Origin of the sequence: Nostoc mirabile CHAB5784 (genome assembly GCF_020829645.1) — a bacterium.
GTDB lineage: Bacteria > Cyanobacteriota > Cyanobacteriia > Cyanobacteriales > Nostocaceae > Nostoc > Nostoc mirabile.
Genome location: NZ_JAIVFS010000010.1, coordinates 21809 through 47677 on the forward strand (window position 1 = coordinate 21809; position 25869 = coordinate 47677).

At 42.0% G+C, this 25869-nt stretch carries 25 protein-coding genes and 2 pseudogenes; 18 read left to right on the forward strand and 9 right to left on the reverse strand.

Features of this window, described 5'->3' with window-relative positions; genetic code table 11:
* Positions 1-93 precede the first annotated feature (93 nt).
* On the reverse strand, positions 94-1797 hold the full coding sequence (locus LC653_RS09415) for a hypothetical protein (protein ID WP_229494237.1): 1704 nt from the start codon (positions 1795-1797) through the stop codon (positions 94-96).
* An 87-nt stretch (positions 1798-1884) separates the two neighbouring features.
* Between LC653_RS09415 and LC653_RS09420 the strand changes: the two genes are divergently transcribed.
* Positions 1885-5148 carry an alpha-mannosidase gene (locus LC653_RS09420; RefSeq protein WP_229494238.1) on the forward strand — a complete coding sequence of 1088 codons (3264 nt, stop codon included), beginning with the start codon at positions 1885-1887 and terminating at the stop codon, positions 5146-5148.
* 97 nt (positions 5149-5245) lie between these two features.
* Here LC653_RS09420 and psbN read toward each other — a convergent pair whose 3' ends face one another.
* Complete coding sequence (gene psbN, locus LC653_RS09425) at positions 5246-5377, reverse strand: photosystem II reaction center protein PsbN (protein ID WP_109011889.1); 132 nt, start codon at positions 5375-5377, stop codon at positions 5246-5248.
* 85 nt (positions 5378-5462) lie between these two features.
* Between psbN and psbH the strand changes: the two genes are divergently transcribed.
* From psbH to pth, 10 genes are all read left to right on the forward strand, one after another.
* Positions 5463-5666, forward strand: a complete 204-nt coding sequence (gene psbH / locus LC653_RS09430; RefSeq protein WP_109011888.1) for a photosystem II reaction center phosphoprotein PsbH — start codon at positions 5463-5465, stop codon at positions 5664-5666.
* Between the two features lie 364 nt (positions 5667-6030).
* The gene (locus LC653_RS09435) at positions 6031-6174 is read left to right on the forward strand and encodes a hypothetical protein (RefSeq protein ID WP_229494239.1); all 144 of its coding nucleotides are present in this window, start codon (positions 6031-6033) and stop codon (positions 6172-6174) included.
* 35 nt (positions 6175-6209) lie between these two features.
* On the forward strand, positions 6210-6353 hold the full coding sequence (locus tag LC653_RS09440) for a hypothetical protein (RefSeq protein WP_229494240.1): 144 nt from the start codon (positions 6210-6212) through the stop codon (positions 6351-6353).
* A gap of 9 nt (positions 6354-6362) precedes the next feature.
* Positions 6363-7976 (forward strand): caspase family protein, encoded by a 1614-nt coding sequence (locus tag LC653_RS09445; protein ID WP_229494241.1) that lies wholly within the window; start codon positions 6363-6365, stop codon positions 7974-7976.
* Positions 7973-9016, forward strand: coding sequence for an AAA family ATPase (locus LC653_RS09450; RefSeq protein WP_229494242.1), 1044 nt, complete (start codon positions 7973-7975; stop codon positions 9014-9016). The genes LC653_RS09445 and LC653_RS09450 overlap by 4 nt, the downstream gene beginning before the upstream one ends.
* A gap of 10 nt (positions 9017-9026) precedes the next feature.
* Positions 9027-9293 carry a hypothetical protein gene (locus LC653_RS09455; RefSeq protein ID WP_229494243.1) on the forward strand — a complete coding sequence of 89 codons (267 nt, stop codon included), beginning with the start codon at positions 9027-9029 and terminating at the stop codon, positions 9291-9293.
* The gene (locus LC653_RS09460; RefSeq protein ID WP_229494244.1) at positions 9226-9498 is read left to right on the forward strand and encodes a hypothetical protein; all 273 of its coding nucleotides are present in this window, start codon (positions 9226-9228) and stop codon (positions 9496-9498) included. The genes LC653_RS09455 and LC653_RS09460 overlap by 68 nt, the downstream gene beginning before the upstream one ends.
* Positions 9432-10946: a formylglycine-generating enzyme family protein gene (locus tag LC653_RS09465; RefSeq protein ID WP_229494245.1), complete on the forward strand. Its 1515-nt coding sequence runs from the start codon at positions 9432-9434 to the stop codon at positions 10944-10946. Before LC653_RS09460 ends, LC653_RS09465 begins: the two co-directional genes overlap by 67 nt.
* A gap of 246 nt (positions 10947-11192) precedes the next feature.
* Positions 11193-11465 carry a TatA/E family twin arginine-targeting protein translocase gene (locus LC653_RS09470; protein WP_100901199.1) on the forward strand — a complete coding sequence of 91 codons (273 nt, stop codon included), beginning with the start codon at positions 11193-11195 and terminating at the stop codon, positions 11463-11465.
* A gap of 179 nt (positions 11466-11644) precedes the next feature.
* A complete protein-coding gene (gene pth, locus LC653_RS09475; RefSeq protein ID WP_229494246.1) occupies positions 11645-12286 on the forward strand; it encodes an aminoacyl-tRNA hydrolase in 642 nt (213 codons plus the stop codon).
* Between the two features lie 330 nt (positions 12287-12616).
* Here the strand turns inward: pth and rpsU are convergent, their stop codons facing one another.
* Positions 12617-12796: a 30S ribosomal protein S21 gene (rpsU, locus tag LC653_RS09480; RefSeq protein WP_069073049.1), complete on the reverse strand. Its 180-nt coding sequence runs from the start codon at positions 12794-12796 to the stop codon at positions 12617-12619.
* Between the two features lie 908 nt (positions 12797-13704).
* On the opposite strand from rpsU, the gene LC653_RS09490 reads away from it, so the two are divergent.
* Both LC653_RS09490 and LC653_RS09495 read left to right on the forward strand, forming a co-directional pair.
* Positions 13705-13845, forward strand: coding sequence for a hypothetical protein (locus tag LC653_RS09490; RefSeq protein ID WP_229494247.1), 141 nt, complete (start codon positions 13705-13707; stop codon positions 13843-13845).
* Between the two features lie 71 nt (positions 13846-13916).
* A complete protein-coding gene (locus tag LC653_RS09495) occupies positions 13917-14759 on the forward strand; it encodes an SPFH domain-containing protein (RefSeq protein ID WP_229494248.1) in 843 nt (280 codons plus the stop codon).
* Here the strand turns inward: LC653_RS09495 and folP are convergent.
* Entirely contained in the window at positions 14756-15616 is an 861-nt protein-coding gene (gene folP / locus LC653_RS09500) for a dihydropteroate synthase (protein WP_229494249.1), read from the reverse strand. The two genes, LC653_RS09495 and folP, sit on opposite strands and share 4 nt — an antisense overlap.
* A 52-nt stretch (positions 15617-15668) precedes the next feature.
* Positions 15669-16400 carry a triose-phosphate isomerase gene (tpiA, locus tag LC653_RS09505; RefSeq protein ID WP_229494335.1) on the reverse strand — a complete coding sequence of 244 codons (732 nt, stop codon included), beginning with the start codon at positions 16398-16400 and terminating at the stop codon, positions 15669-15671.
* Positions 16401-16626: 226 nt separating this feature from the next.
* On the opposite strand from tpiA, the gene LC653_RS09510 reads away from it, so the two are divergent.
* The gene (locus LC653_RS09510) at positions 16627-18108 is read left to right on the forward strand and encodes a GTP-binding protein (protein WP_229494250.1); all 1482 of its coding nucleotides are present in this window, start codon (positions 16627-16629) and stop codon (positions 18106-18108) included.
* Between the two features lie 177 nt (positions 18109-18285).
* Here the strand turns inward: LC653_RS09510 and LC653_RS09515 are convergent, their stop codons facing one another.
* On the reverse strand, positions 18286-18360 hold the full coding sequence (locus tag LC653_RS09515) for a DUF4351 domain-containing protein (RefSeq protein WP_372478145.1): 75 nt from the start codon (positions 18358-18360) through the stop codon (positions 18286-18288).
* Between the two features lie 154 nt (positions 18361-18514).
* Here LC653_RS09515 and LC653_RS09520 point away from each other — a divergent pair, with 154 nt between their 5' ends.
* A complete protein-coding gene (locus tag LC653_RS09520) occupies positions 18515-18691 on the forward strand; it encodes a hypothetical protein (protein WP_229494339.1) in 177 nt (58 codons plus the stop codon).
* A pseudogene (locus LC653_RS09525) lies at positions 18651-18947 on the forward strand (transposase); the annotation flags it as partial. The gene LC653_RS09520 and the pseudogene LC653_RS09525, both read left to right, overlap by 41 nt.
* An 18-nt stretch (positions 18948-18965) precedes the next feature.
* Here the strand turns inward: LC653_RS09525 and LC653_RS09530 are convergent.
* Positions 18966-19397, reverse strand: a pseudogene (locus LC653_RS09530) (DUF4351 domain-containing protein); the annotation flags it as partial.
* Between the two features lie 826 nt (positions 19398-20223).
* A complete protein-coding gene (locus tag LC653_RS09535; RefSeq protein WP_229494251.1) occupies positions 20224-21876 on the reverse strand; it encodes a mechanosensitive ion channel in 1653 nt (550 codons plus the stop codon).
* Between the two features lie 234 nt (positions 21877-22110).
* Here LC653_RS09535 and LC653_RS09540 point away from each other — a divergent pair, with 234 nt between their 5' ends.
* Positions 22111-22554 (forward strand): SRPBCC family protein, encoded by a 444-nt coding sequence (locus LC653_RS09540; RefSeq protein ID WP_100901192.1) that lies wholly within the window; start codon positions 22111-22113, stop codon positions 22552-22554.
* A 520-nt stretch (positions 22555-23074) separates the two neighbouring features.
* Here the strand turns inward: LC653_RS09540 and LC653_RS09545 are convergent.
* Entirely contained in the window at positions 23075-24157 is a 1083-nt protein-coding gene (locus LC653_RS09545) for a Gfo/Idh/MocA family protein (RefSeq protein WP_229494252.1), read from the reverse strand.
* Between the two features lie 875 nt (positions 24158-25032).
* On the opposite strand from LC653_RS09545, the gene queC reads away from it, so the two are divergent.
* Positions 25033-25710: a 7-cyano-7-deazaguanine synthase QueC gene (gene queC / locus LC653_RS09550; RefSeq protein ID WP_229494253.1), complete on the forward strand. Its 678-nt coding sequence runs from the start codon at positions 25033-25035 to the stop codon at positions 25708-25710.
* Positions 25711-25869: the final 159 nt, after the last annotated feature.

Here is a 25869-nt window from a genome sequence, read left to right on the forward strand (position 1 = left end):
AGGCTTTTAGCCATTGGCTTTTCCCACTCTGACAAACGAGGGTTAATTACGAATCTCAATTACGATTTACGAATTAAAAATTACTACTTACTATTATTTTCCCAGCCATAGTTGCCGTAACGACTGAAAAATTTTTACAAATCTCTCTTCTAGCCAGAGCATAACATAATCAACCCATTCTAGAAGTTGCTCTAAGGGGTGCTTCTCGTAACCTATTGAAGTTGCTTTAGTTTCTATCCAGTCTGGCTGCGCCTCAACTTGACTGCTTTGGTGAAATTGCTGGTGCAAAATTTCCTCTTTACGACTATCGCTTTTAGTTTGGGAAATGCTGGTTCGGGATTGTTTTGCAGAGGCAATTCCAGATGTTTTTTGACTTCTTCGCACCAAACCAGATCCAACTTTAGGTTGTTTTAGAGTCAAATGATTTTGTGGAAAATGTCCTACTGATAAACTTGAGGCTAAAGCAGGATTTGTCTTCCCAGAAAGTGTAACTGGCTTTTGGGCAATGGTTTCGGTGTCGCCAAATAAATCATTCCATGTTAGCCAAGGATCATTTGTTAAATCCTGGTTCTCCAACTGACGGCTTTTAGACAAGAACTTTCTAAGGCGTGATGATAATAGTTTGTCTGGCAATAGCTCATTACTCATTGTTGACTCAAGTGTTTTTCTATTACCAACACCAAAAAAGTAATTAAGCGCCGCCTCAATCAAAGCCTGAAGATTCAGTGTATAAGTTTCCAAACCGTCAGCATTGGCTGTAATTTTTCCCCTAGCAGCTAATTGCTCTTTGCCATAAAGAAATATATTTAACTGAGTTTGGGCAACTTGGACAATTTCTTGGCTACGTTCTTGCACAGGTACTAAAGCATTTGATTCCAATTTAGCAACGGCTATATCTAGAAATGCTAATAATTTATCTGTATTAAGTAAATCTTTTAGTATCCCCTCAGCCAAAATTTCAGTTTTAGCCGTAGTTCCATGAGTGAGTTTTGCTAATAAACGGTCAATTTGTGGTAATAGCTCCGTTTCTTTTTTAGCTATAATCAACTGCCTTTCCTTCTCTACGAGAGGCTGCGCCAATGGAACGCTACGCGTAGCTTGCTTCCCCGTAGGGGTACGCGCAGCGTCTCGTAGAGAAGACTTCCAATAATTAGCAACTTCGTTAATAATTCGGTCTTCTAATTTTGCCTGTTGCTGGGGTGTCAAAACGTTTAAAATTTCATTGTCGGCACTAACAAGTACTAAACTACGATCTATCAAATTTGTGGCAATTCCCCGCACTACTGGAAGATGCTGATTGAGAGCATTATCTAACTGTAAAGGGTTGAGACTTCCGGTCTGATTCTCAGCAATATTTGATAATTGAGTAAGATGAGCATTATTTGTAGATTTATTATCAGCGAATTTCAGCCGTAAAACTTTCAACAAAGCCAAGGGTTTGAAAGGTTCAACTGTTTTTGTAGGAGTAGCAGCGGCTTCATTAAATGACAGATAATTAACTGCCTGTAGTACATGTTGAATGAGACTATCAACATTTGGAATTTCGGGCTGGAAATCGGTATCATTTGGTTGTAACTTTAGTCTAGTTTGTGGTTCTTTGGTCTGTAGCGTTTTCCCAGATGATTCAGATGACTGAAACAGTAGATACACTGGGTAAAGTAGTACCTCCACACCCCACTTAGTAGCAACTTGCAAATGCCGGAAGGTGTGTTCCCACTGTTGTGTCACCCGCCGAGATTGCTGGTGGACAAAGTTAAATAGTCTGCTTTGATAACGACCAGAGGAACCAGAAGACATAGTAGTAATTTTTTAGTTCAAGTCTTGTTCAGTTGTGAGACTCGCGCCAAACAATAAAAACGACCAACACCTCATCTTAGCGAATATATGACCCCGATTGTCTCTCAATCCCAGACCAAATTCATCTCACAAGCAATTGAGCAACTGCGCTCTTTTTGTCAAGTTAATCTTCAGTCTACTTGGCTATACCAGGAATCTGACCTGATTATTACTGATGTTGTAGCTGCTGATTTGTCTCATTGGCAACCTGTCCAGTTGAATGCTAAAAAACATATCGCTTGGACAGGCGGGAAAAAAGTGTTATGGCTAGTGCAAAGAGTGGTGGTTCCCCAAGATTTACAGGGCTATTCCTTAGCTGGGTTATCTTTGCGGCTGGCGCTGGTTTGGTGGGCGGATTCTGCTGAGATTTATGTAAATGGGGAGTTAGTGCTGGAGGGTGATTTATTTGATTGTTCGCCGAGAGTGCTTCTGGGTCAAGGGGTGACGCCAGGGGAAGAGTTTTTTGTGGCTTTGCGGTTAGTGAGTCCGGGACATTGTGATGGTGCTTTAGTGCGATCGCTCCTAGTTTATGAGTCTACTGTTGATAATAATCCCGATCCGGGTTTTGTGGCTGATGAGTTAGCTGTGGTGCAACTTTATTTAGAAAAGTTTGCGCCGGAGAGGTTGGATGTTTTGGCGGCGATGGTGGGGGAGGTTACGAACCGCAGAGGCGCAGAGGACACGGAGGAAGAGAAGGGATTAGTGAAGTCGTTTTTGTCTCTACGGCAAAATTTAATTCAATCCGATATCTTAGCCCCCCTTTTCAAGGGGGGTTGGGGGGATCAAAAATCTAAAATTTTCTTGTTGGGTCATGCTCATTTAGATTTAGCATGGCTATGGCCTGTGAGTGAAACTTGGAATGCGGCGCAAAACACTTTTGAGTCGGTTTTGAAGTTGCAAGAAGATTTTCCTGAGTTAATTTTCTGTCATTCGACTCCCGCACTTTATGCTTGGATTGAAGAACATCGCCCGGATTTGTTTGGCGTGATTCAAGCACAAGTAGCGGCTGGACGTTGGGAAGTTGTCGGCGGAATGTGGGTGGAACCAGAACTCAACCTGATTGCTGGTGAATCAATAGTCCGTCAGCTATTGTATGGTCAACGATACATCCAGGAAAAATTTGGTAAGCTTTCAACTGTGGTGTGGGTTCCAGATTCTTTTGGTTTTTGTGCAACTTTACCGCAGTTTTTCGCTAATGCCGGAATTGAATATTTTGTCACCCAGAAGTTACGGTGGAATGATACTACTAAATTTGATTATGGGGCTTTTTGGTGGCGATCGCCTGATGGTAGCCAAGTCTTTAGTTTGATGTCTGCACTCATCGGTGAAAGCATTGACCCAGTTAAAATGGCATCTTACGCTCTTGAATGGCAAACTCAAACTGGTTTAGCAGAATCCCTCTGGCTTCCCGGTGTCGGCGACCACGGCGGCGGCCCCACCCGTGATATGTTAGAGACCGCCCAACGCTGGCAAAAGTCGCCTTTCTTCCCAGATTTAGAATTTACAACGGCTGAAAAATATTTACAACAAATCGTAGAGACGCGATTCATCGCGTCTGCCAGTAATTATAATTCCCCCCCTGCCTTCCCCACATGGAATGACGAACTATACCTCGAATTCCATCGCGGTTGCTACACTACACACGCAGAGCAAAAACGCTGGAATCGTCGTTGTGAAAACTTATTGTATGAAGCTGAACTATTTGCTACTTTGGCAACCGTAAGCTGTAGTGTGACATATCCTAAAGTAGAAATCGAAGCAGCTTGGAAGCAGGTGTTATTTCAACAGTTTCACGATATTTTACCTGGTTCTTCAATTACCCAAGTTTACACGGATGCGTTGCCCGAATGGCAGCAAGTGGAACAAATGGGAACGAAGATATTACAGGAATCACTTTTAGCGATCGCATCTCACATTACTCTATCAGAACCACCAAAACCCGATAGTTTGCCTATTTTCGTTTTTAATTCTCTCAATTGGCAACGCTCTGAGGTAGTCTCTGTAGCTTTACCCACGCCAGAGGAATGGCAGATTTACGATGCTTCCGGAAAGCAGGTTGTCTCCCAATTATCTGAACCATCAACACTACTATTTCTCGCCACCGAAATTCCACCCATAGGCTACCGCATATTTTGGCTTTCCCCCTCATCTCCCTCATCCCCCCCATCGCCCTCATCTCCCCCACTCCTCCCAGACTGGATTTTAGAAAATGAATTCCTACGAGTTGTCATAGATCCTGATACTGGAGATTTGTCAAGTGTTTTTGATAAAACTTATCAACGAGAAGTTTTGAATGGGGCGGGGAATCAACTACAAGCTTTTAAAGACAGTGGTCAATATTGGGATGCTTGGAATATAGACCCCAATTACGCTCAACATCCCTTACCCTCAACAAATCTTCTATCTATTCAGTGGGTAGAACAAGGCGCAGTGCAAAGTCGTGTACGCGTGGTGCGTCAGTTAGGTGAATCGGAATTTTGCCAAGACTATATTCTGCAAGCTACTTCACCTCTGCTGAAAATAGCTACTACTGTCAACTGGCAAGAAAATCATGTATTAGTAAAAGCTGCTTTTCCTTTGAATGTTGAAGCAGACTTTGCTACATACGAAATTCCCTGTGGCGCAATTCGTCGTCCAACTAAACCGCAAACCCCCGCAGAACAGGCAAAATGGGAAGTTCCCGCTTTGCGTTGGGCTGATTTAACAGCAGAAGACACAATCCAAAATCCAAAATCTAAAATCCAAAATCGTTATGGTGTTAGTTTGCTGAATGATTGTAAATACGGTTACGACAGCAAACCAAATCAACTCCGCTTAACACTCCTACGCAGTCCTAATTGGCCAGACTCAGAGGCTGATAGAGGTTTTCACGAGTTCACATATACCTTGTATCCTCATGCTGGTAGCTGGGAATCAGCCCATACAGTACGACGTGGCTATGAATTGAATATACCCTTACAAGTGATATTGAATCCCGTTAATCAAAACTTAGATAAAAGTTCTTCCCTCTCAACTAGTAAAGAGGAATTGGGGGTGAGGTTGCTAGATTTATCATCTGAAAATTTAATCTTGATGGCCTTCAAGCCATCTGAGGATGACCCACAGCAGTTAATTCTGCGGTGTTATGAATGTCACGGAGAAACAGCCGAGTTATCTTGGCAAAGTGATTTAGGGTTAAATCTAGGGGATAGAGTAGATTTATTAGAGCGTTCCTCTACTGAATTCTCATCTGGGCAACAAATCTTGACGATAGAGCCTTGGAAAATCGCCAGTTTCAAGGTGATACCAGCGATTAATCCCAGGCTAGAATAATCAACTAGTGCTATGTCAGTGGTCAGTTGTGGTTTTCCACAGACCATTGACAAATGACTAATGACTAATGACTAATGACTAATGACTAATGACTCTTTTAATCTTCGTGATCATCAAACGGATCGTTCAATTGCTTGCTAGGAGGGCCAAAGGAGGTATAAATCGAAATTCCGGTGATGGCAATCACCACGGCAGCTACAGAAATGCTAAGAACTATTGCGGGTTCCATAATTGAGGAATAGATGATGAGTGCTATTCTTATAGAATATTACAGAAGATTAAAAAAAGCTTTGGCAAGTAATATTAGGTGAACTATGGCACAAAGGACTAGGTTGGGAGATATCCTGAAACCACTGAACTCTGAGTATGGGAAAGTGGCTCCAGGTTGGGGTACTACCCCTGTGATGGCTGTTTTTATTTTGCTATTTTTCGTGTTTCTGCTAATTATTCTGCAACTTTACAATAGAACACTGTTGGTTGAGGATGTAGTAGTCGATTGGCGCAGTTTAGGGCGCTAAAGGATACACAGCTATCAAGTTTGGATAACAAGTTAAGTTACACCCGGTTCTTCCGGGTTTTTTTGTGAGTTTTAATTCAGAATTCCGAATTCAGGAGTCAGAATTTAGATGTAAGTGTACTTAGATTTATTTTTCTCTGCCCAAGGTGACATAAGAGGGTTAGAAGCGATCGCAAAACAACGCGTTACAATCTCTCCTTGTCCCCTTGCCCTCTTCTGGTCAGGACACAGCAAGTATTTGGTTAAAAAGTTTAGATTTGCTTAAGCTTAACTACTATCGCAAATTTACTTATAGTGCTAATATCCATTTCAACACTCTTTTGTACATTTGTAGCTTTGTGTAGATAGTACTGAGACTAGCTGCTATGCAGATTAGTATTGCGGGCGATCGCAAGAAGCAGTTTCATGCAGCTGGCGCTTTGCGTGGTTTGAAAACGAGTCAAGTTGTAGTGGAAGTAATCAAACAATGGTTGCTTAGTGAAGCGCAATCATCTAAGAATCTAATGTAAAACAGTGGTTTAATATCGCAGACAAAGGCGATATTGTGGCGCTTGAAAAGGAACTTGCTCCTTACTTCGGTTCTGTAATTGATCAGTTGGTGTATAACGGCTGGGAATCTCATGATGTGCGGAGATATTTAACAGCAAAAGAGACTGGTCTTGCCGTTGCCACAGGTCTTTTTGAATAACTAATTCTTATGAATGTCTCCTCAGTAAACGAGCCGCGTAAGTATTTAATCGCTATTGGATCATCTAGTTGTACAAAAATAAATCCACATAAATTACAACGGGTTGAAGGTGATATTAGAAAAATTGATGAGCTATTAGTTAACAAAGAACAAGGATACCAAAGGGTTTTGGCAGATCAGATTTATATTGATGCAACATCTGGCAAGATTAGACATGCATTATCTTCTTGGTTTTCTAGTGAGGAACGTAACAATTCTGACTGCATAATTATCTACTATGCAGGACATGCAGATGAAGGCGAAGAGCAAAATTCTCACTACTTATACACCTTTGAATCAAATAAGGCCGATTTACCTAATACAACAATCAAAACTGATGATTTGGTCAAATACTTATTCCCAGGAAAGGTAAATTATCCTCAAAATATTTTACTAATACTTGACGTATGTTATGCCGGTAAAGGAGCAAGCAATGTTTTGGTTTCAAGCTTAACTCAATGCCAAACTGCTACCAAAAACATAAGTTTTTGGATTATTGCCTCGGCAGACTCGAATACAGAGGCTGGAGATGGTGATTTTGTAGATGCACTTGAAAAAGCGATGAAATCTGACAATTGGAAGCAGAAGGATAAAGATGAATTTATCAAAATTGATGACTTGTTAAATTGTATTAATAACTATCTTCAAGAAAATCAGCTAAGTCAAAAGGCAGAAGCGTCTTGTTCAAAATTATTGAGTTCACCTACTTTCATACGAAATCCATTTTTTTCAAATCCAAATAAATGTAAATTTGATAAACATAAACTGGAGAAAGACTCTACGAAAACAAAGTCCCCTGAAGAGAACATATCAGACCTTTTATATTTACTGGATTACAGCACCCAGCAACAAGATTTTACAGATGTGATGACAAGGTGCAAAGAAAGTGCCTTTCTAATTCAGACAGAAAACGAAATGATTCAGCGTTGGTTGGTGCGGCGTTTGGCAGGATGTGTACCGGGTTTTGAAAAGGCAAAAAAATCTTCAATTCGGATTAGTTATTCGATACGAATTGATTTTAATAATTTTTGGCAAAAATTCATGCTAGAAAATAATCTCAATCGAGAAACGGTAATTCAAGAGTTGGCTAAGTTGTGTGAAACAAAATCTGTAATTATTGCGATTTATGGTCTTAGCTCTTTAGATGAAGCTGAAATACATGAGTTTCATCAATTTTGGTCAGATTTAGTAAATAAAGTTCGTTCTATATCAACATCAACTCAACAGCGTTCTTTTCGGTCGCGCCTTGTTCTACTTCTAGCAGAAAAAAATGATAGCACTGTGTTGGATAAATTGCATATATTCAATTTCATCCAACCACCTGAAATTAATGAAAATCAATATTCTATTTCACTGGCACCTTTAAACATGATTTTACGGGATGATGTCGAAAATTGGTTGGCTCCAGACTATGTGTATAACTTCATTGATCGAAAAGAAGATGAAATACAATCAATTGTTGATGATATTCAAAATTCTTGTAAAGGAAAACCTTATGATGTACTTAACGAAATTTGTCATACATTCTTTCAAGTAGAATATGATATTACAGCAATAGAACCCTATTGGAAGTTAGCAGGATGAGTAAAGAACAAGCCCCAACCCAGAAGTTACTACTGCAATATACAGGAGAGTCTCAACCTCCTCAAGAAGGGGTTAAACACTTGAACCAGCGAGTGTATTATCCATATATACCCAGTGAAGATTTAAAAGAAGCAGTTAACTTAGCGATCGCACTTGAGCGACCATTACTTTTAGAAGGCGAACCTGGTTGTGGTAAAACTCGTTTAGCTGGAGCAGTTGTCTACGAGTTTACGCAAAAATATCTGCAAGACCATAACAATGAAAATGCTGAACAATTACAGTTGTGGGATTATTATATCTGGAATATTAAATCTATAACTCGCGCCCGTGATGGACTGTATACCTATGATGCTGTTGCTAGATTACGAGACGCTCAATTAATGGGAACTGACCCGCAAAGATTGCAAGAATTTCTAGGAGACAAAGAGACTCAAAAACTAAAGACTCGATTGCAGGATAAGAAAAATTATCGAGAATTTGGAGCTTTAGGCAACGCATTACAAGAACATCCTCATCGTCCTATTTTATTAATTGATGAAATTGACAAAGCTGATGGCGATTTTGCTAATGATTTATTGCTTGAGTTAGAAGAATTGCGTTTTGAAGTGCCGGAAACTGGAGAGTCATATCCTACACCTGAGCATAAGCCGATTATTTTTATTACCAGTAATCGTGAAAAGCCTTTACCAGAACCTTTCCTTCGTCGCTGTCTTTACTTCTTTGTAGATTTTCCTGATGAGAATCGATTACGGAAAATTATCGAGGAACGATTTGGTAAACAGCAAAAAGACAGAAAAAAACTAGTTGAACAAGCTATAAAACGTTTTTATGAAATTCGTGAACTGCTAAAAAATGTCCCAGGAACTAGACCACCGGGAACGAGTGAATTTATAGAATTTCTGACTGCCCTCTTAAATAAAGAAGATGTTAAAAAAGCATTAGAGGATTTAGAAAATTTATCGAACCAAATACCTTTACTAGGAACCCTGCTGAAGACAAAACAGGATCAGGATTTCTATCAGAGAAGAGAAAGCGTTTGACTTGAGCGTTATGAGTAGTTCTCAGTCAGTCTTAATCGATTCGTTATTACTAGATTTGTTCCAAGAGTTGCGAAAAGCTGGAATGGCTTTAACACTGGAACAGCATGATTTATTACGGCAAGCAATTGCTCAAGGTTACGGATTAGGTGGATGGCAAGATTTCAAGCGAGTCTGTCGGTTATTGTGGGTTAAACCTTGCGCCAACTACGATGCCAACATTTTTGACCGCACCTTTGACAGCATTATCACCTTGTATTCGACAATTAATCTGGCTTAATCCTCTACCACCTCAACGCTGGGAGCAAACTTCAGCCCAGACAATCAACGCGGTACTCAATGGCAAAATGTTAACCTATGAGCCTGCAATTCTACAAAAAGCGGCACGGGCAATTCCACAGGAGAATATGATTAACACATGGCAAATGTATCCTCATCTGCAAGCCAGCCCAACAAAAGAGAAGATAACAAAAGAGAAGATTTGACAAATCGCCGTATTCGTGCTTTTGAAGGGCGCTACGGAACGAATGCGCTGTATTTGGCTTGCCATGCTGCTTTCCCCCTTACCCTCACTTCAGATTTACTCTACTGTTTGCGTGAGAATTTTGTGCCTGATGTCCCCTGGTATGCAGTCGCTGATGTGTTGCTATCAGGATTATGCCAACCCGCAGGCTATGACTTGTATGAAATGGAAGGCAAAACCAGAGATGCCTTACTTCGTCTTTTGTGCGAGCAGTTTACGGAAAAGCGACTCAAGGAACTGGCGAATTTTATGTCTCGGTATATTGTCAATCGCTTACAGGTTGAGAATAATGACCGTGCTTTGGTATTTGGACAACGCTCACAATGGACAGCCCTAGCATACTTTAGTTCAGATGAAAAAGAACTAATTAACGCTATCAGACAAGAGTTGCAAAAGCTCACAGCCTCCACAGATGCTAAAGAGCGTATCAGATGGGCAGTATTAGTAGAGAGTTATGCTGACCTGTTATCGGAAAAGGGTTTTGAGCCGTTGTTGAAATTGTCAAAGCAGATACTTGATGGTCAACCCATCCAGGATGAAGAGGAACTGCAAACTTTTGAGTTTGACACAGTAACAGTTGATGCTCGTGGAAAAGTAATTAATAAACAACCAAACCAAGCATTTTATTTTGTAGAGTTTCTCGGTGAAGCAGCAGGAAAACCATTAGCACTCTTGATAGACATGGTAGCTATCCCTGGAGGAACTTTTGAAATGGGGTCGCCACCAGATGAGCCGCAACGCGATAACGATGAAAATCCCCAGCATAGAGTCACTGTGCAGCCGTTTTTCTTGGCTAAGTATCCAGTCACTCAAGAGCAGTGGCAATTTGTGGCACAGTTACCCCAGGTGAAGCGGGGGCTAAATCGAGATCCATCTCGTTTTAAAGGAGCAAATCGCCCTGTTGAAAACGTCTCTTGGTACGATGCAGTTGAATTTTGCTTGCGCCTATCTCAATATACAGGCAGACCCTACAGCCTCCCTAGTGAAGCTGAATGGGAATATGCGTGTAGAGCCGGAACAACAACAGCATTTCATTTTGGCGAAACAATTACGTCGAAATTAGCTAACTACAATGCCACTGCTAGACAAAAGACTACACCTGTGGGCAGCTTTGAAGTAGCTAACGCCTTTGGGTTATACGATATGCACGGGAATGTGTATGAATGGTGTCTTGATGATTGGCACAAAAACTATGAAGGAGCGCCAGCAGATGGCAGACCTTGGTTTGGCAATAATGCTAATTTTCATCAAAAACAAGGAGATGCCGTGGTGCGGGGCGGTTCCTGGGACAAACATCTTAGTGTCTGCCGTTCCGCGTCCCGCAACAGCAACGATAGGACGCAGCCCGCCCTCTTCAACTTCTATATTGGTTTTCGTGTAGCCTGTGGGGTTGGGAGGGAGGATCTTTAAAATCAGTGAACAATTATCAGTTAACAGTTATCGGTTGATGACGAACTATTCGTGACATGTTTCCCTCTACTAGCTCCATCTGCCAATCAAGATGTTGTAACTGTAATTGTTCTAAGTCTTTAATTGTCAGAGACATAAAGCATAACTCGCTTGTGGGGCGATCGCTTTCTATGATAGGCGATTATTGAGTAGACTACATAAATATGTGAGTCTATGTAGTGGTTTTAGAGTTTACAGGAGACAAAAATGAATATATTTGGTATCGGTTTGCCAGAAATGGCTGTAATTATGGTAGTAGCGCTGTTAATCTTTGGCCCTAAAAAGTTGCCAGAGATTGGGCGGAGTGTGGGCAAAACAATTCGTAGTTTCCAAGAAGCTTCCAAAGATTTTCAAAACGAGTTTCAAAAAGAAGCAGAACAGTTAGAAGAAGTTGTCAAAACTACTGCTGAATTGGAACCTAAGCAAATCTACCCTGCTAAATCTGAGCAGGATACCGCTAGTTCTTCCCAACCTAGCTAGGAGAACATAGGAATTTTGGATTTTGGATTTTGGATTTTAGATTGTTTTACAGCAACGCCTCTGGTGGACGGAACAAATCCAAAACCGTCAATCTAAAATCACTTAGCCCTATACCCTTATGGTCTGTTTCAATCCAAAATTGCAAATCTAAAATCTAAAATTGATTGACTGTAGGCAAAATGACAGAAGCTGTTACGCAATCAGCTTTGGTGATTCCCCAGCTAATTGTCGGGTTGGGGAATCCAGAAAGCAAGTACGACCAAACACGCCATAATATCGGCTTTGCTGCTGTAGAAACTCTTTCCCGTTCTTGGCGCATTCCCTTAGCAGAAAACCGCAAGTTTCAGGGTGAGTATGGTGAGGGTATGGCCCCAGGTGGAGGTAAGATTCGCTTGCTCAAGCCGTTAACTTATATGAATCGCTCAGGACAAGCAATACAAGCGGTGACGAGTTGGTATAAATTGCCGCCTGAATCAGTGCTAGTGATTTATGACGATATGGATTTGCCTTTGGGAAAAACTCGTCTGCGGTTATCTGGTTCGGCTGGGGGACATAACGGTATGAAAAGTGCGATCGCACATCTTAGTACCCAAAACTTTCCCCGTTTGCGAATCGGTATTGGTAAACCTAAAGGTGCAGCTAATAACGATGATTCTGATGCTGTTTCTCATGTGCTGGGGCGATTTTCGGCAGCAGAAAATCAGCAGATGTCTCTTGTACTTCAGTTCGTGGTTGAGTGTATTGAACTAAGCCTCAAGCAGGGAGTAGAAAAGGCGATGAATGTTTGTAATAGCCGCACCATAAATAATTCTGAATCTTAGGGTTGGATGAATACTACCTTGTAAGTTCGGCAAAGGCGCTTATTTTGGTTGATGGGCAGCGATTTTAGCTTGCTCCATCTAACTGAGATAAAGCCCTTAACGCCTTCTGTACATAGCAAAAGTAACTCATCTACACCTTAATCTAGGGTACGGCATAGTTTACTTAATTTTTGTAAGAATAATGGCGATGTCTACGACGGGCTATGACGCTCGTGACGCTCTCTACGAGACGCTACCCGTAGCTTCCCCGTAAGGGTACGCTATCGGCGTCGCGCTGTTGCCTATTTTACGTTATAACCTCAAGCAACGCCAGTACCAAACCAAATAGGTTTATTTAAAACGTCTTGTGCGTCTAGCTGCCACTGCCTTACGTTTGCGTTTTTCAATCGGTGTTTCAAAGTGCCGATGATATTTCACATCAGCTAATATCCCAGCTTTGGAAACCTGACGTTTAAACCGACGCAAAGCTGAGTCTATTCCTTCGTTCTCTCCTAGAACCACCTGGGTCATTCTTGCCTGTTCCTCATCATCAATAGTTTCCATTCTAATATTACCCTCAGCCTTAGTAAAACCCCCCTGAGCTAAAGTCATAATTAAGAGGCTATTCGTCCGGTTGAAGCGGGTTACATGTGCTTCTGCATCGTGAAATCGGTACTTAACTAAAAGTTAATCTAAGTGCCCTAATGCACTCTCAGAAGCAATAGACAAGAGGGTAAAATTATAATACTAAATTTTTATCGCTGTACTATCAACTGGGTAATAATGTAGTTTTAGCTACTAAAGTAGATGAAAAAATATGATTAGATTTAGAGATTTTAAAAGTTGATTCTGCCCTGATTTAGTAATTTATATGCCGATGCTAATGCTGCAAAAGCAATTATGAAATTCCATAAGCTAGTTGGCTTTAAAATAACTCCACTGCTTAAGAAAACTAGTAATATGCCAATCCATAAAAAAATCCATGCAAGATTAGTAGCTTGTCTCATAAAAAACACCAATGTAAATGCACCTGCCATAATCGCTGATACGGAAACAGTAGCAGGTAGTCTGCTAAAAAAAGGTAGATAGTAACCGCTAACAAATATAATGTTTTGGTTAAAAAGTGTAAGCCTGTAAAAAATAGGATAAAACCTATAAGTCTAATTTAGGACTTACGCAAAATATCTCTCAAACTCTGATTTCTCCGTGTACTCTGCGCCTCTGTGGTTCGTTATTCCGTAACTCTTGCGTAAGTCCTATAATTAACAGCCCGCCCATAATATTTTTGCATTTTTAATGGCTGAAGCCAATTTTAATCCGATATATGGATATTTTAAAATTTTACATGTACTTAAACATGTTTAAGTATATATGCTGAATTAAATTCTCAAGTCTCTGAAAATGTCAGTACAAGTAATGTTAATTACATAAAGTAGTCCTTGCCAGCATTTTATCAAGGTGCTTTAATAGCGATCGCATTCCGCAAAACAGCCTACTTACAGAATATGTACAAGACGCGCAGCGACTCGACATCAGACATCGCTGCTGGTGTTCATAAAATTACAGACTCAAAACATTAAACTCAAAGATATGACAAGCTATTAGCATATCCTTGACACTAAATTCTCCCAAAAGCTGAATAGGAGTATATATGGAGCCAATCATTTTTATAGTTTTAGTGCTTATAGGTTATGCCTTAGGTTCTGCAAAACTGATTAATCAAGGTAATGAAGCCCTAGTCGAACGCCTGGGACAGTATCATCGGAAACTTAAACCTGGGCTGAACTTTATTGTTCCCTTGGTAGATCAGATTGTGATGGAAGATACTACACGAGAGCAGTTTTTAGACATCAAACCTCAGAATGTGATCACCCAAGATAATATTTATGTGGAAGTGGATGCTATTGTGTACTGGCGCATTAGAGATATTGAGAAAAGCTTTTATGCTATTGAGGATCTGCAAGGGGCACTGACACAGGTGACTACAACCACGCTCCGGGAAATCATTGCCCAAAACACCCTAGAGCAGACAAATGTCTCCAGAGCGGAAATGCACTCAGCTATCATAGACCAGTTGAATGAGATAACGGCAGATTGGGGAGTTGAGATTCTCCGGTTAGACCTTCAGAGAATTACCCTACCTGATAGTGTACGAAAGTCAAGGGAAGAGCAGCAAGCCGCTGAAATCAAAAAACGGGCGCTGATTACCGAAGCAGAAGGGGAAAAGGAAGCTGCGATTAAAAAAGCAGAAGGAACTATGGCTTCAGTGCAAATCATTTCTCAAGCTCTCCGTTCCAATCCAGATAGTAGGGACATTCTGCGGTATCTCGTGGCTCAAGATTACGTAGATGCTAGCCAAAAACTTGGTGAGAGCAGTAATGCCAAAATTGTCTTTGTAGACCCAGCTAACTCAAGTGAAATGTTTCAGGAGTTGATAGCCGAGTCAGTAAATACAGAAAGTAATGGCAAAAAAACCGAAAATGGTAATACCTAACAGTCAGGCTGTGCGTCTTGTCTCAGTAGCGCATCGGCTACTAGTGAAACATCGCGCATTTCTTGAACATCGTGAACTCGGAGGATATCAGCGCCATTAAAAATAGCAGCACAACAAGCTGCTGCCGTTCCCCAAACTCGTGCTTTGGGATCTGGTTGATTTAAAATGCGACCAATGAAACTTTTACGGGATGCTCCTACCAAGATAGGGCAATTTAGTGGTGAAAGCGATCGCAAGTGGCGAAAAATTTCTAAATTTTGCTCATAGTTCTTAGCAAAGCCAATACCAGGATCAATAATAATTTTATTCAGGTCGATGCCCGCAGTAGTTGCTACCTCAATTTGCCGAGCCAAAAAACTATAAATCTCTGTGAGCAAATCTTGATAATCAGTTTGTTGTTGCATTGTCTGTGGTGTTCCCCGGATGTGCATTAAAATAATCGGCACACCTAACTCTGCAACTGTTGGTAACATTTCTAAGTCAAAAGTGCCGCCAGAAATATCATTAATAATATCCGCTCCAGCTTCTACAGATGCCTTGGCTACACCAGCACGGGTAGTATCTACAGAAATCGGGACTGAAATTTCTAGTCTTAGCACCTGTAACACCGATAAAACCCGGTCAAGTTCCTGTGCCAGAGTTATTTGCTTTGCCCCTGGTCGAGTTGATTGACCGCCCACATCGATAATGTCAGCACCAGCAGCTACCAGTGCTTGCGCCTGTACTAAAGCAGCAGAGGTAGTGTTAAACTCACCCCCATCACTAAAGCTATCAGGCGTCACATTCAAAATGCCCATTAAATAAGTCCGCTGTCCCCACTCGAAACAGCGTTCCCGAATTATCAAGTTGCTTGGCATAAATTTACATTAGGCATTCCCATGCAGAGCATGGGAACGAGAAGAAAGCACATTACACTGACTGAAAATTCACAATTCGAGCGAAACTCTCAGCTTCCAGACTTGCTCCTCCTACTAAAACACCATCAATTTCTGGTTGAGCCATGATCTCATCAATATTATTCGGCTTAACTGAGCCACCATATTGAATTGATACATTTGGATTACTCAATTGACTACGAATTAAGCCAATTATTCGATTAGCTTCCGCGGCTTCACAAGTGTCACCAGTACCAATCGCCCAAATCGGTTCGTAGGCAATCACCAAATTCTCCTGATCAATATCTACCAAGCCTTTGTCGAGTTGGAGAGCAATCAGTGATTCAGTTTCTCTGGCATCTCGTTGTTGTTTAGTTTCGCCAACACAGAGAATTGGGGTCAAACCAAACCTTTGAGCAGTTCGGAGGCGCAGATTAACGGTTGCGTCCGTTTCACAAAAGAATTGCCGTCGTTCGCTATGACCGACAATCACAAAGCGCACACCAAGTTCTGTCAGCATTGGGGCAGAAATCTCACCCGTATAGGCTCCAAATTCTTCCCAGTGGACATTTTGCGCTCCCAGTTGGATGAGGCTACCGTGCAAACTCTTGGACAAAACACTTAAATCAGTGAACGGAGGGCACAATATCACTTCTCGCCCTTGGGGGGTTTCCTCTAAGTGGGGCAGAAATCCTTGTAAAAACTCCTGGGTCTCTGCCTGGGTTTTGAACATTTTCCAGTTGCCGGCAATAACGATTTTCCGCACAGGTAATTTAGTCAAGATCCTAACGCGTTATTTAGATGCATTTTTCAGTTTATGACTTTTTGTTAGTCATTGGTCATTAGTCATTGGTCATTAGTCATTGGTCATTGGGCATGGGGTATACTTATTCCCCTTGTCTCCTTTGTCTGCGTCATCTCGCCAAACCGCTTCTAAAAATAACTAGGATAGTAAAGGGGGTGTATCTAAAATCCTAAAATCTAAAATTAATATGACTTCGACATTGCCCGTGCCTGAACCTGATCAAAGCGATTCCGCTAACACTGACGCAAATTCTCTCAGCTGGGAGGAACAACTGGATAGTGCCATTTTCAGTTTTGAAGATATTCAGACGGAACTGAACTATAAACAAGCACAAACGGCGCTGCGAAACTTGGTAGCCAATCTTGACCTCACCCTCCAAGAAAAAACCGGATTGGAGACGGAAATTGCTGATTTGGAAACTATGCTGGGGAAGTTAGACCGCATGGTGGTGCAGATTGCGGCTTTTGGCATGGTGGGACGTGGTAAGTCTTCTCTACTCAATTCTTTGGTTGGGCAAACAGTATTTGAAACTGGGCCGCTGCATGGTGTCACTCGTGCTGCACAAAGAGTTAATTGGAGTATTAGTGAAGAAGCGATTGGAGAAACTGAACGTGCTTTGCGAGTTACTCTCCCTGGTGTAGGTCAATCCCAGGTGGAATTAATTGACACTCCTGGGTTAGATGAAGTAGATGGTGCAACCCGTGCCGCATTAGCTGAACAGATTGCAAAACTTGCGGATTTGATTCTGTTTGTGATATCTGGCGACATGACAAAGCTAGAATACGCTGCCCTTTCTCAGTTGCGGGAAGCAGGTAAACCGATCATTCTGGTGTTTAATAAAGTAGACCAGTATCCAGAAGCAGACCGGATGGCAATTTATCACAAAATCCGGGATGAAAGGGTGCGGGAATTACTCACACCTCTAGAAATTGTCATGGCTGCGGCATCGCCATTAGTGAAGACGGCGATTCGTCGCCCTGATGGTACTAGGGGCATACAGTTGCGTACAGGTAATGCCCAAGTTGAGGAACTCAAGCTGAAAATATTGGAGATTCTGCATCGTGAGGGTAAAGCTTTGGTTGCTCTCAATACCATGCTTTATGCCGATATCGTAAATGAGCAGTTGATAGAACGAAAACTGATGATTCGGGAGGTGAATGCTAATCAGTTGATTTGGAAGGCTGTGATGACCAAGGCACTAGCGATCGCACTTAATCCCGTAACTGTGGTAGATATTCTGAGTAGTGTAGTTATTGATATTGCTCTGATTTTGGGTTTATCTAAACTCTATGGCTTCTCTATGACTGAAGCCGGGGCTGTACAATTGCTACAAAAAATCGCCCTGAGTATGGGCGGAATTGGTGCAAGTGAATTGTTAGCAAATTTGGGCTTGAGTGGATTAAAAACTTTACTTGGTATCTCTGCAACAGCTACCGCAGGTGCTGCCCTTGGCCCTTATATATCGGTGGCAGTCACGCAAGCGGGAGTAGCTGGTGTTTCTTCTTACGGGATTGGACAAGTTACCAAAGTTTATTTAGCTAATGGTGCTACTTGGGGGCCTGATGGGCCAAAAGCAGTGATTAATCGGATTTTGGCAAACTTGGATGAGACTTCAATTCTCAACCGCATTAAAGATGAATTACTCCACAAGGTAAAACTTAGAAAGTGATGCATAGAGGTGGAGTTAATAAGGTTCGGTTAGTTATGTTTATCCCTAGAAAACCTTCCAGTCCATGCCACCTGCTTCTCCTTTTCAGAAATGCTGCGCGTAAGCTTGCTTTAACTAATTTGTAATTCGTAATTACAAATTATTTTAAATGCTTATATTTGCCTCAAGCCAAGCAACTCAATCAGATACATTTGAAAAATCTAAAAACTCTTCTCCTAATTGTTCCAATTGTTCAGTAGATAAGACTTGAATTCCAGGGTAAGCTCATCTAATTTGGTATAAAGTGAACTTGACAAATTAGAGAAGATAAGTATGAACAACCGGATAAAAAATGCACTTGACAACTGAGCAAGATAAATGAGAAGACTTCAATGCTGTTGTTAAAAAAATGTCAGGAGTCAAGTTGATGTCACAGGGCTTTGAAACTAAATCTGCTGATGCTCTGAAAAATCCTAGCGGTCAGAGAAAGCCAAAAGAAATAGTGGACATCGGTAGTATTCAACAGAGTCTAGTTGGGCATTTTGCGGAACTCAAAGACCCCAGAGTTTATCGGTCGGGCTATCCGAAAACATTGGGGTATTGAAAACGAGGCTCATTGGACGCTTGATTGTACCTTTGCAGAAGATGCTTGTCGCATTCGTTCTTTCCACAGTCCACGAAATTTCGCTCTTTTAAGACGCATTGCTCTCAACGCTCTCAACTATGAACAGACCTACAAACGTAGTCTTCGTCAAAAAATGAAACGCACCGCTATGGATAACAATTATATGATTCGGGTTCTCAGTTGTTGTTTTATTTACTCTAAGTTAGATTCTTCTCATCCTTTGTGTCAAGCCTAATTGAGATGCTCTTACCCTGACTCGAATTCTCTCAACTATTGATGAATCAATTTCTCCAAAACGACAATTTAACTGACGAGTTAGGAAGCGAAAAGCTTCTTTTTGTTCTCCTCTTTGTTCTCCCTTCTGCAAAATATCCTGATAAATCACTGATTCTTGCATAAAATCCTCCCGCAATAATTGATGAATAAAATCTTTCTCAAACTTCAACCCTGCTAAAATCTCCGTGTAAGCAGCAGTATTTTGTCTTGTCTCGATATCTGGAATTTTAGCAATTTCTTCGGGCGTAACAGGAACTTGATATTTCCGTGTCAATCGGACATAGTAATCTAGCATCCGCAGAGAAATTGGTTTTTGGGATTTGATTGTGGTTTGAAATTCTAGGTGTAAAATCCGATTTTCTGTTTGTAGAAATGTCACTGAATCAGCACGTATCGGTTCGATGCTTAGGGACTTCCAAGAAATAAATTATCCAAATGAACGAACCACAGAGACGCAGAGAACACAGAGAGGGGAGAAATAGAGAAGATTTTTGCGTCAGTTTTGGGATATTTTTTTATTTGGAAGTCCCTTAATATCATGTTCGCATAATTAGTTATGATTTCCACAGTCATTGCACCCCACCCCTTAATCCCCTCCCCGCAAGCGGGGAGGGGAGACGAAGCGACGATTGTCGGGGTGGGGTGATTTGAGTTTAATAAACAATCAAGCGAACCTGATATAATTCGGTTTTTAAGATTTCAATTGTTCGTGGTTCTTGATTTAATAGCCAACGGGTAAAATCACGGGGGTATTTTTCTGCGAGTATTTTACAAAGGTTGTCATATTCTGCCATCTATAAAGATTGCACCTGATTTTATTGATTATTTTAGAGGCGATGTCTAGGGCGGGCTATGACGCTCTCTACGAGACGCTGCGCGTAGCAAGATCCCCGTAGGGGTACGAATACTCGCTAACACAACTCTTGGAGACGCACTCGCGTTCGCTATCGGCGTCGTAGCTTAATTTGGGCACATTTTTTATGGCGACATGTATTTATAACTTGGAACTTCGACCTTTTAACTCGAAACTTCGACCTTTTAACTCGAAGGCTAGAGCTTGGAACTCGGAACTTCGACCTTTGAACTCGAAATGTCAAGTTCTACACTCAAACGCCGAGCTTCTAAGCTCTAACTTTCAACCTTTTAGGCACAATTGCCGATAGATTTTCTCCACTACTGATGCTTATGGCTGCACTTTCAGAGATTTACAGATGAAATTGCGTCCTCATCAACTTTTAGTTTCTACCTTTGAAAGAGTTTAGCCATTCTTGAACTTGTTCGCGGGCAATATCGCGCCCCCCAAGACCAAAAGCTAGGGCAATAGCAACTGCGATCGCACCTAGTAAAAGTCCAAAGGCTAAATTCACAATATCACTGGCAACTCCAATCTGTTGCAGTGCCATTGCAGACACTAAGGTAATAATTGCAATCCGCGCCACTTGTCCTAAAATCTGTGCTTGACGTTCGCCAGAACTGGTAATGATGTTAAAAGCCAGATTTGCCAGGAATAAGCCAATGGCAAATATCACTAATCCCGCCAAAATCCGCCCGAATATGATCACAATCCCAGACACTAATGCTGTCAGGGCTGGAATATTCAAGATATTCACCGCCGCTACCGTTGCAAATAGCATGATCCCCACTAAAGCAACAATGCCTGCAATTTCCGATGGAGTGCGGCTTGGAATCGGGGGGGTTGTTGATTCTGTTGAAACTACAATTCGTCTGCTGGGTGTTGTCAGACCCAAAATAGTGAAAATGTTATTAAAACCTAAATTGGTGAGGATACTTGTAACCAAATCCGCGATAAACCGCCCTACGAAATAGGCAACAATCAAAATTGCTACGGCTGTAAAAATGGCAGGTAAAGCGTTGAGAATCTGTTGCAGCATTGCGATCGCAGGCACAGAGATCGCACTAATTTCTAGGGCATTGAGGGCTGCGATCGCCACAGGAATCAAAATCAAAACATAGACAATTGTGCCGATAATACTCGATAGAGGTTGCACGCCCGCAGTCGAAGATAATCCTAAGCGACTACCTAAATGGTCGATGCCAGTTGTCGCCAGCAAGTTCGTTACAATCCGCCGCACCACATTAGCTATGAACCAGCCAACTACAGCAATTAGCGCCGCCGCTAAAATGTTCGGTAGAATTAGCAAAACTTCTGTAATTAGAGCTTGGACTGGTTGTAGAGCCTGCCTTAGTTCCAGAGTATCTAAAACGGGGGCCAGAAACAGTAAAAATATAAACCAATACAGAGCATTGCCAATCGTCTCACTCAAAGACAGCCGATTGAGGCTGGGTGCCCTGTCCTCTGGTTCTGGATTCAAACGCTCATCCAGGTTAAATGCCTGTAATGAGCGCACAGTGATAATCTTCACAATGGTCGCCAAAAACCAGGCGGCTACCAAAAGGATTCCCGCACCAACCAACTTTGGCAAAAAGCCAATAAGTTGATTGAGAAAATTATTCAGGGGTCGAGACGCTATCTCCAAATCCAATGTCTGTAAAACAGCTACCGCCGTCAACAGGATAATGCTCCAAAAGACTAAGCTGGAGATTAATTTCTCCACTTGGAGAACATCTTGACGACCCGTTATCCCTGCGGCAATGCGGTTATCTATGTTTGTGCGATTGAGGATTCCTCGCGTCACTGCCGCTGCGATCGCTGCAATTAGCCAACCTACTAACAAAATTGCCACTGCCCCCAGCAGACGGGGTATAAACAGAATCAACTGTTGAACAATACCTTGCACATCAGAGATTCCTTGATTCACTGCTGGTTGAATTGGTTGCAGGCTGGGCGATTGTGCCAAAAATTGCTGCACCCTCGTGGACAAAGCAACTCCTATCACCTGGGTTATTCCTTGCCAAGTTGTGTTCATGGTTTTCGGGAATTAAGCTTAAGTATTCGCTGCAAAAACTTGAGTCAGTGGGGGCGCACAGCTAGCTGTGCGCCCCTACTTGTGTTTTGCCTATCAATTTACCAGTAAAGATATACATCTATGGCATTGATATCAAGAGTAATTTCTGACTGGTTACTAAATATTTGATTTAATCTACTGACAGTGCTGAATTTTGCGTTACTCTAATTGCAGCAACAGCATCAGAGATATAAAATGTCTCAAGTTTTGTCACAATCGATTCAAATTAATGCTACAGCTACGGTGGTGGAGCGCTGTATTAGCGATTTAGCTCTCATGCATCGCTGGCTCAACCCCGTTCTCCGTTGCGAACCTGTGGGTGAAGCTTGGAGTACTGATGTTGGCAGTGAAAGTCGTTTTATCATTCAAATTCCTCTGCTGAAACCCACGTTGAATAGTGTAGTTGTAGAACGACAACCGGGTTTGGTAGTTTGGGAATTTCAGGGATTTTTTCAAGGGCGCGATCGCTGGGAATGTCAGCCAACAAAAAAGGGAACGCTCCTACTCAACCGCTTTGAGTACGATATCCCTAACCCCTTAGTTAGTTGGGGTTTCAACACCTTTGCTGCGTCTTGGACAAAAGAAGATATGCAAGCCCAACTGCGCCGCCTCAAACGAGTTGCAGAACAACAAAATTAGTCATTTTTACTTGTGAATACTCACCAGAGTCCTCGCGCCGTGGAGAGCAAGTGCATTCATGCATGGGGGTAAGGCGTAGGCGATTTTAAGACGCTCGCAGGCTCGCTAACGCTGCGCTATCGCCGTCAAAAAAATTAGGCAAATCATGAAATAATAATTAGTATGTTGAAATTGGATAAGGCACTGCGTAACCCGGTAGAAACGGCTTTCCAGTAAACAAGAGACTGTCGCGTAGTCTCAACAGGGTAGAAACATATTGATTGCTATTGGCAAACCAATGTGTTTTTGGGGCGTGGGGATGAGTCCATCCTCTGTTAATCGTAACCGTGCCTAGAGGTTCGGAAGATAATGTTTCGGAACCTGTATAGGAACCAAGCCGCTATTTCTCTTTCTCTACTAAAAGCCCCCGACTTTAGTCGTGGGGAATGCATTACACCCATGCTTCCCCTGCTTATCCGAACCGTATTGGGAGCAGGGGGAGAAAAGGGAGAAAATTTTACCTTGTCCCCCTCTTCTTCTTTTAGGCTGTCGGGGTCAATGATTGTACTCTTGATTCCGATTGCCAGTCTAATGGATTCAAAACTCGATCTTCCAGTGCCATCTGCTCAATCAAACTTGCCAGTCTTAGGGCTTTGAGAGCTTGTTCACCACCTACTGAGGGTTGATTGCCACCGTGTACACAGTTGACAAAATGCTCTAATTCTGCACTTAAGGGTTGAATATTGCTGGTGTAGACTTTTTCAATCACACCATCTTGCCTGTAAAGTACTTGTCGGTGGTCGGAGAGAGAATTAGCATTTGTTTGTCGGTGAATCAAAATTTCATTCTTGAGAAAATCTGCCTCAGTGAATGAATTTTTGCAATGGGCGACAATCCGGCGAATTTTTCGGTGGGTAACTTTACTGGCGGTCAGAGTAGCAACAATACCATTGGCAAACCCCAAGGTGGCAGTTACGTAATCTAAATAACCAGAGTCCAGGGCGCGAGTACCGCTAGCAGTCAATTTTGTGACTGGGGAAGCAGCTAATTCCAGAAGTAGGTCGATGTCATGGATCATTAAATCCAGCACAACCGAAACATCGTTTGCCCGATCTGAGTAAGGACTCATCCTGTGGGCTTCTAGCGCCAGCAATTCCTCTGTTTTCAGAACTTGGCTCAGTTCTTTAAAAGCTGGGTTGAAACGCTCAATATGACCTACTTGCAGGATACATCCAGACTCAGCTGCGGCATTTACTAGGGACTCTGCCTCAGAAATACTGGCTGCGATCGGTTTTTCAATCAAAACATGAATTCCCGCTAACAGACAGTTGATGCCCACAGCGTAGTGCAGCCGGGTGGGAACAGCGACACAAACGGCTTCCACAAGGGGTAGCAGGTCACAGTAATCTTCAAAAAAACGCACCTTGTACTTGCTGGCAGTTTCTAAACCTCGCTCAACGTTAATATCTGCCACTCCGACTAGTTCAACATCTTTCATTGAACTCAGCACGCGAGCGTGGTGTTGTCCCATGTTACCCACTCCAATCACGCCTATGCGGATCGGTCGTGGCTGGTTACGCTGTGTATATGGATTCGGTTCTGCCACTGACATGCTATTTTGCACTATTATTCTCTCCTCAACCACCAAATTTAGAGACGTTACGGCCGTTGGCGTTTATACTCGAAAGCCAGTTACGATCCGTCTAAAACCATCCAGATGGTAACATAGAGCCTATGTTTATGAAGAATTTCAAAGTTTGTGATCGGTTCCCGTAATCCAGATATCTTTTGTATAGATAGTTCGGATATGCTTTAGATTTTGCACTTTCTACAATAAACATGTATCTTTTTATTAACTTTAAAACATTGAGTAAGACTTAAGTGTAAATTCTTTAAATTTCTAGCGTCGGCTTCTTCTGCTCCGACTTAACTTAATTGTTGCATTTAGACAATTAATTACCGGGATCAATATTTAATTGATACTACTAAAATTACAAAGTCCTGAAAAAGTAACATGTGTGCTTTTTGAAAGAAAAATGCTATTGGAAATGATCGCCACTGATTACTTGAAAAGATTTTTGTATGATTATTTGCACTATTGATCGTAGAAACTTACTCCTGCAAAGAAGCAAGTTATGCGTAGCGTCTAGTACCGCAAGGCAAAAATCAGCCCCAACTCTTAGAGACGCTGTGTTTCGACTTTGCTCAACATAAAGAAAGCGTTCGGGGAAGTCACGCATTCACGCATTCAAAAGTTTTGTATATCAAGGCTTTTGCAAGTTTTAAAATGGGAGCTTGATTTTTGCGCCCGCTGTACTAGTAGAGAAGACATTGCACCGCTTTTTGAGAGAAACTAGTGTAGATTGTTTCTTTGGAATATTTAAGGTGCGGCGTTGTTTGCCATTACTCACAGGGTTCAGGAGTCGCTTTGGCATTGCTGACTGACCAGAAATGTTGAGGTGTAATTTGGTGATTTAAAATCCAAAATTTGCAACCGAGATGAAAGCTGTAATTCTGTTATCTGGGGGATTAGACTCTTCCACAATTCTATATAAAGCTAAGGCTGATGGCTGTGAATGCCATGCTATTTCCTTTGATTACCAGCAGCGACACCGACGAGAGTTACAGTCAGCCCTCACTGTTGCTCAAAAAGCTGCGATCGCAAAACATCAGGTGGTTAACTTTGACTTACGACAATGGGGCGGTTCGGCGCTTACCGATGATGCCATTGATTTACCCCAGAAGCGATCGCTAGATGAAATGTCTCAAAATATTCCTGTCACATACGTTCCGGCTCGTAATACCATCTTTTTAAGCTTTGCTCTTGGTTTTGCCGAAGCGATCGCAGCTGAACGTGTCTATATCGGTGTCAATGCCTTAGATTACTCAGGATATCCTGACTGTCGCCCCGACTATATCCAGGCGATGCAGGAAGTTTTTCGCCTGGGAACCAAACAAGGGCGTGAGGGACAACCAATAAATATTGTTGCACCCCTGATCAACCTGAAAAAAACCGAAATCATCCAACTGGGCAACCAATTGGGAGTTCCTTGGGAGCTAACTTGGTCTTGCTATGCCGGTGGAGATGTCGCCTGCGGTGTATGTGATTCTTGTCGCTTGCGCCTAGCAGCTTTTGCCGAATTGGGACTGGTTGATCCACTGGTGTATGCTTCTTGAGTTAGGAATTTTAACTCCTAACTCTAGCCCTTTCAAGGTGGATAACAATTTTAGACCAGAAATTCCTCTTTAAGCCAATACGCTTGGGTTAAGCATTTTTTTCTTCTCTCTGTTCCCTCTGCGCCTCTGCGGTTCGTTAAAAAATTTGACCTTGATAAA

What these genes read in the sequence shown, in the direction of transcription:
- LC653_RS09415 (WP_229494237.1), bottom strand. Translation starts at nt 1,797, where the DNA reads ATGTCTTCTGGTTCCTCTGGTCGTTATCAAAGCAGACTATTTAACTTT.
- LC653_RS09420 (WP_229494238.1), top strand. Translation starts at nt 1,885, where the DNA reads ATGACCCCGATTGTCTCTCAATCCCAGACCAAATTCATCTCACAAGCA.
- psbN (WP_109011889.1), bottom strand. Translation starts at nt 5,377, where the DNA reads ATGGAACCCGCAATAGTTCTTAGCATTTCTGTAGCTGCCGTGGTGATT.
- psbH (WP_109011888.1), top strand. Translation starts at nt 5,463, where the DNA reads ATGGCACAAAGGACTAGGTTGGGAGATATCCTGAAACCACTGAACTCT.
- LC653_RS09435 (WP_229494239.1), top strand. Translation starts at nt 6,031, where the DNA reads ATGCAGATTAGTATTGCGGGCGATCGCAAGAAGCAGTTTCATGCAGCT.
- LC653_RS09445 (WP_229494241.1), top strand. Translation starts at nt 6,363, where the DNA reads ATGAATGTCTCCTCAGTAAACGAGCCGCGTAAGTATTTAATCGCTATT.
- LC653_RS09450 (WP_229494242.1), top strand. Translation starts at nt 7,973, where the DNA reads ATGAGTAAAGAACAAGCCCCAACCCAGAAGTTACTACTGCAATATACA.
- LC653_RS09455 (WP_229494243.1), top strand. Translation starts at nt 9,027, where the DNA reads ATGAGTAGTTCTCAGTCAGTCTTAATCGATTCGTTATTACTAGATTTG.
- LC653_RS09460 (WP_229494244.1), top strand. Translation starts at nt 9,226, where the DNA reads ATGCCAACATTTTTGACCGCACCTTTGACAGCATTATCACCTTGTATT.
- LC653_RS09465 (WP_229494245.1), top strand. Translation starts at nt 9,432, where the DNA reads ATGGCAAATGTATCCTCATCTGCAAGCCAGCCCAACAAAAGAGAAGAT.
- LC653_RS09470 (WP_100901199.1), top strand. Translation starts at nt 11,193, where the DNA reads ATGAATATATTTGGTATCGGTTTGCCAGAAATGGCTGTAATTATGGTA.
- pth (WP_229494246.1), top strand. Translation starts at nt 11,645, where the DNA reads ATGACAGAAGCTGTTACGCAATCAGCTTTGGTGATTCCCCAGCTAATT.
- rpsU (WP_069073049.1), bottom strand. Translation starts at nt 12,796, where the DNA reads ATGACCCAGGTGGTTCTAGGAGAGAACGAAGGAATAGACTCAGCTTTG.
- LC653_RS09495 (WP_229494248.1), top strand. Translation starts at nt 13,917, where the DNA reads ATGGAGCCAATCATTTTTATAGTTTTAGTGCTTATAGGTTATGCCTTA.
- folP (WP_229494249.1), bottom strand. Translation starts at nt 15,616, where the DNA reads ATGCCAAGCAACTTGATAATTCGGGAACGCTGTTTCGAGTGGGGACAG.
- LC653_RS09510 (WP_229494250.1), top strand. Translation starts at nt 16,627, where the DNA reads ATGACTTCGACATTGCCCGTGCCTGAACCTGATCAAAGCGATTCCGCT.
- LC653_RS09520 (WP_229494339.1), top strand. Translation starts at nt 18,515, where the DNA reads ATGTCACAGGGCTTTGAAACTAAATCTGCTGATGCTCTGAAAAATCCT.
- LC653_RS09535 (WP_229494251.1), bottom strand. Translation starts at nt 21,876, where the DNA reads ATGAACACAACTTGGCAAGGAATAACCCAGGTGATAGGAGTTGCTTTG.
- LC653_RS09540 (WP_100901192.1), top strand. Translation starts at nt 22,111, where the DNA reads ATGTCTCAAGTTTTGTCACAATCGATTCAAATTAATGCTACAGCTACG.
- queC (WP_229494253.1), top strand. Translation starts at nt 25,033, where the DNA reads ATGAAAGCTGTAATTCTGTTATCTGGGGGATTAGACTCTTCCACAATT.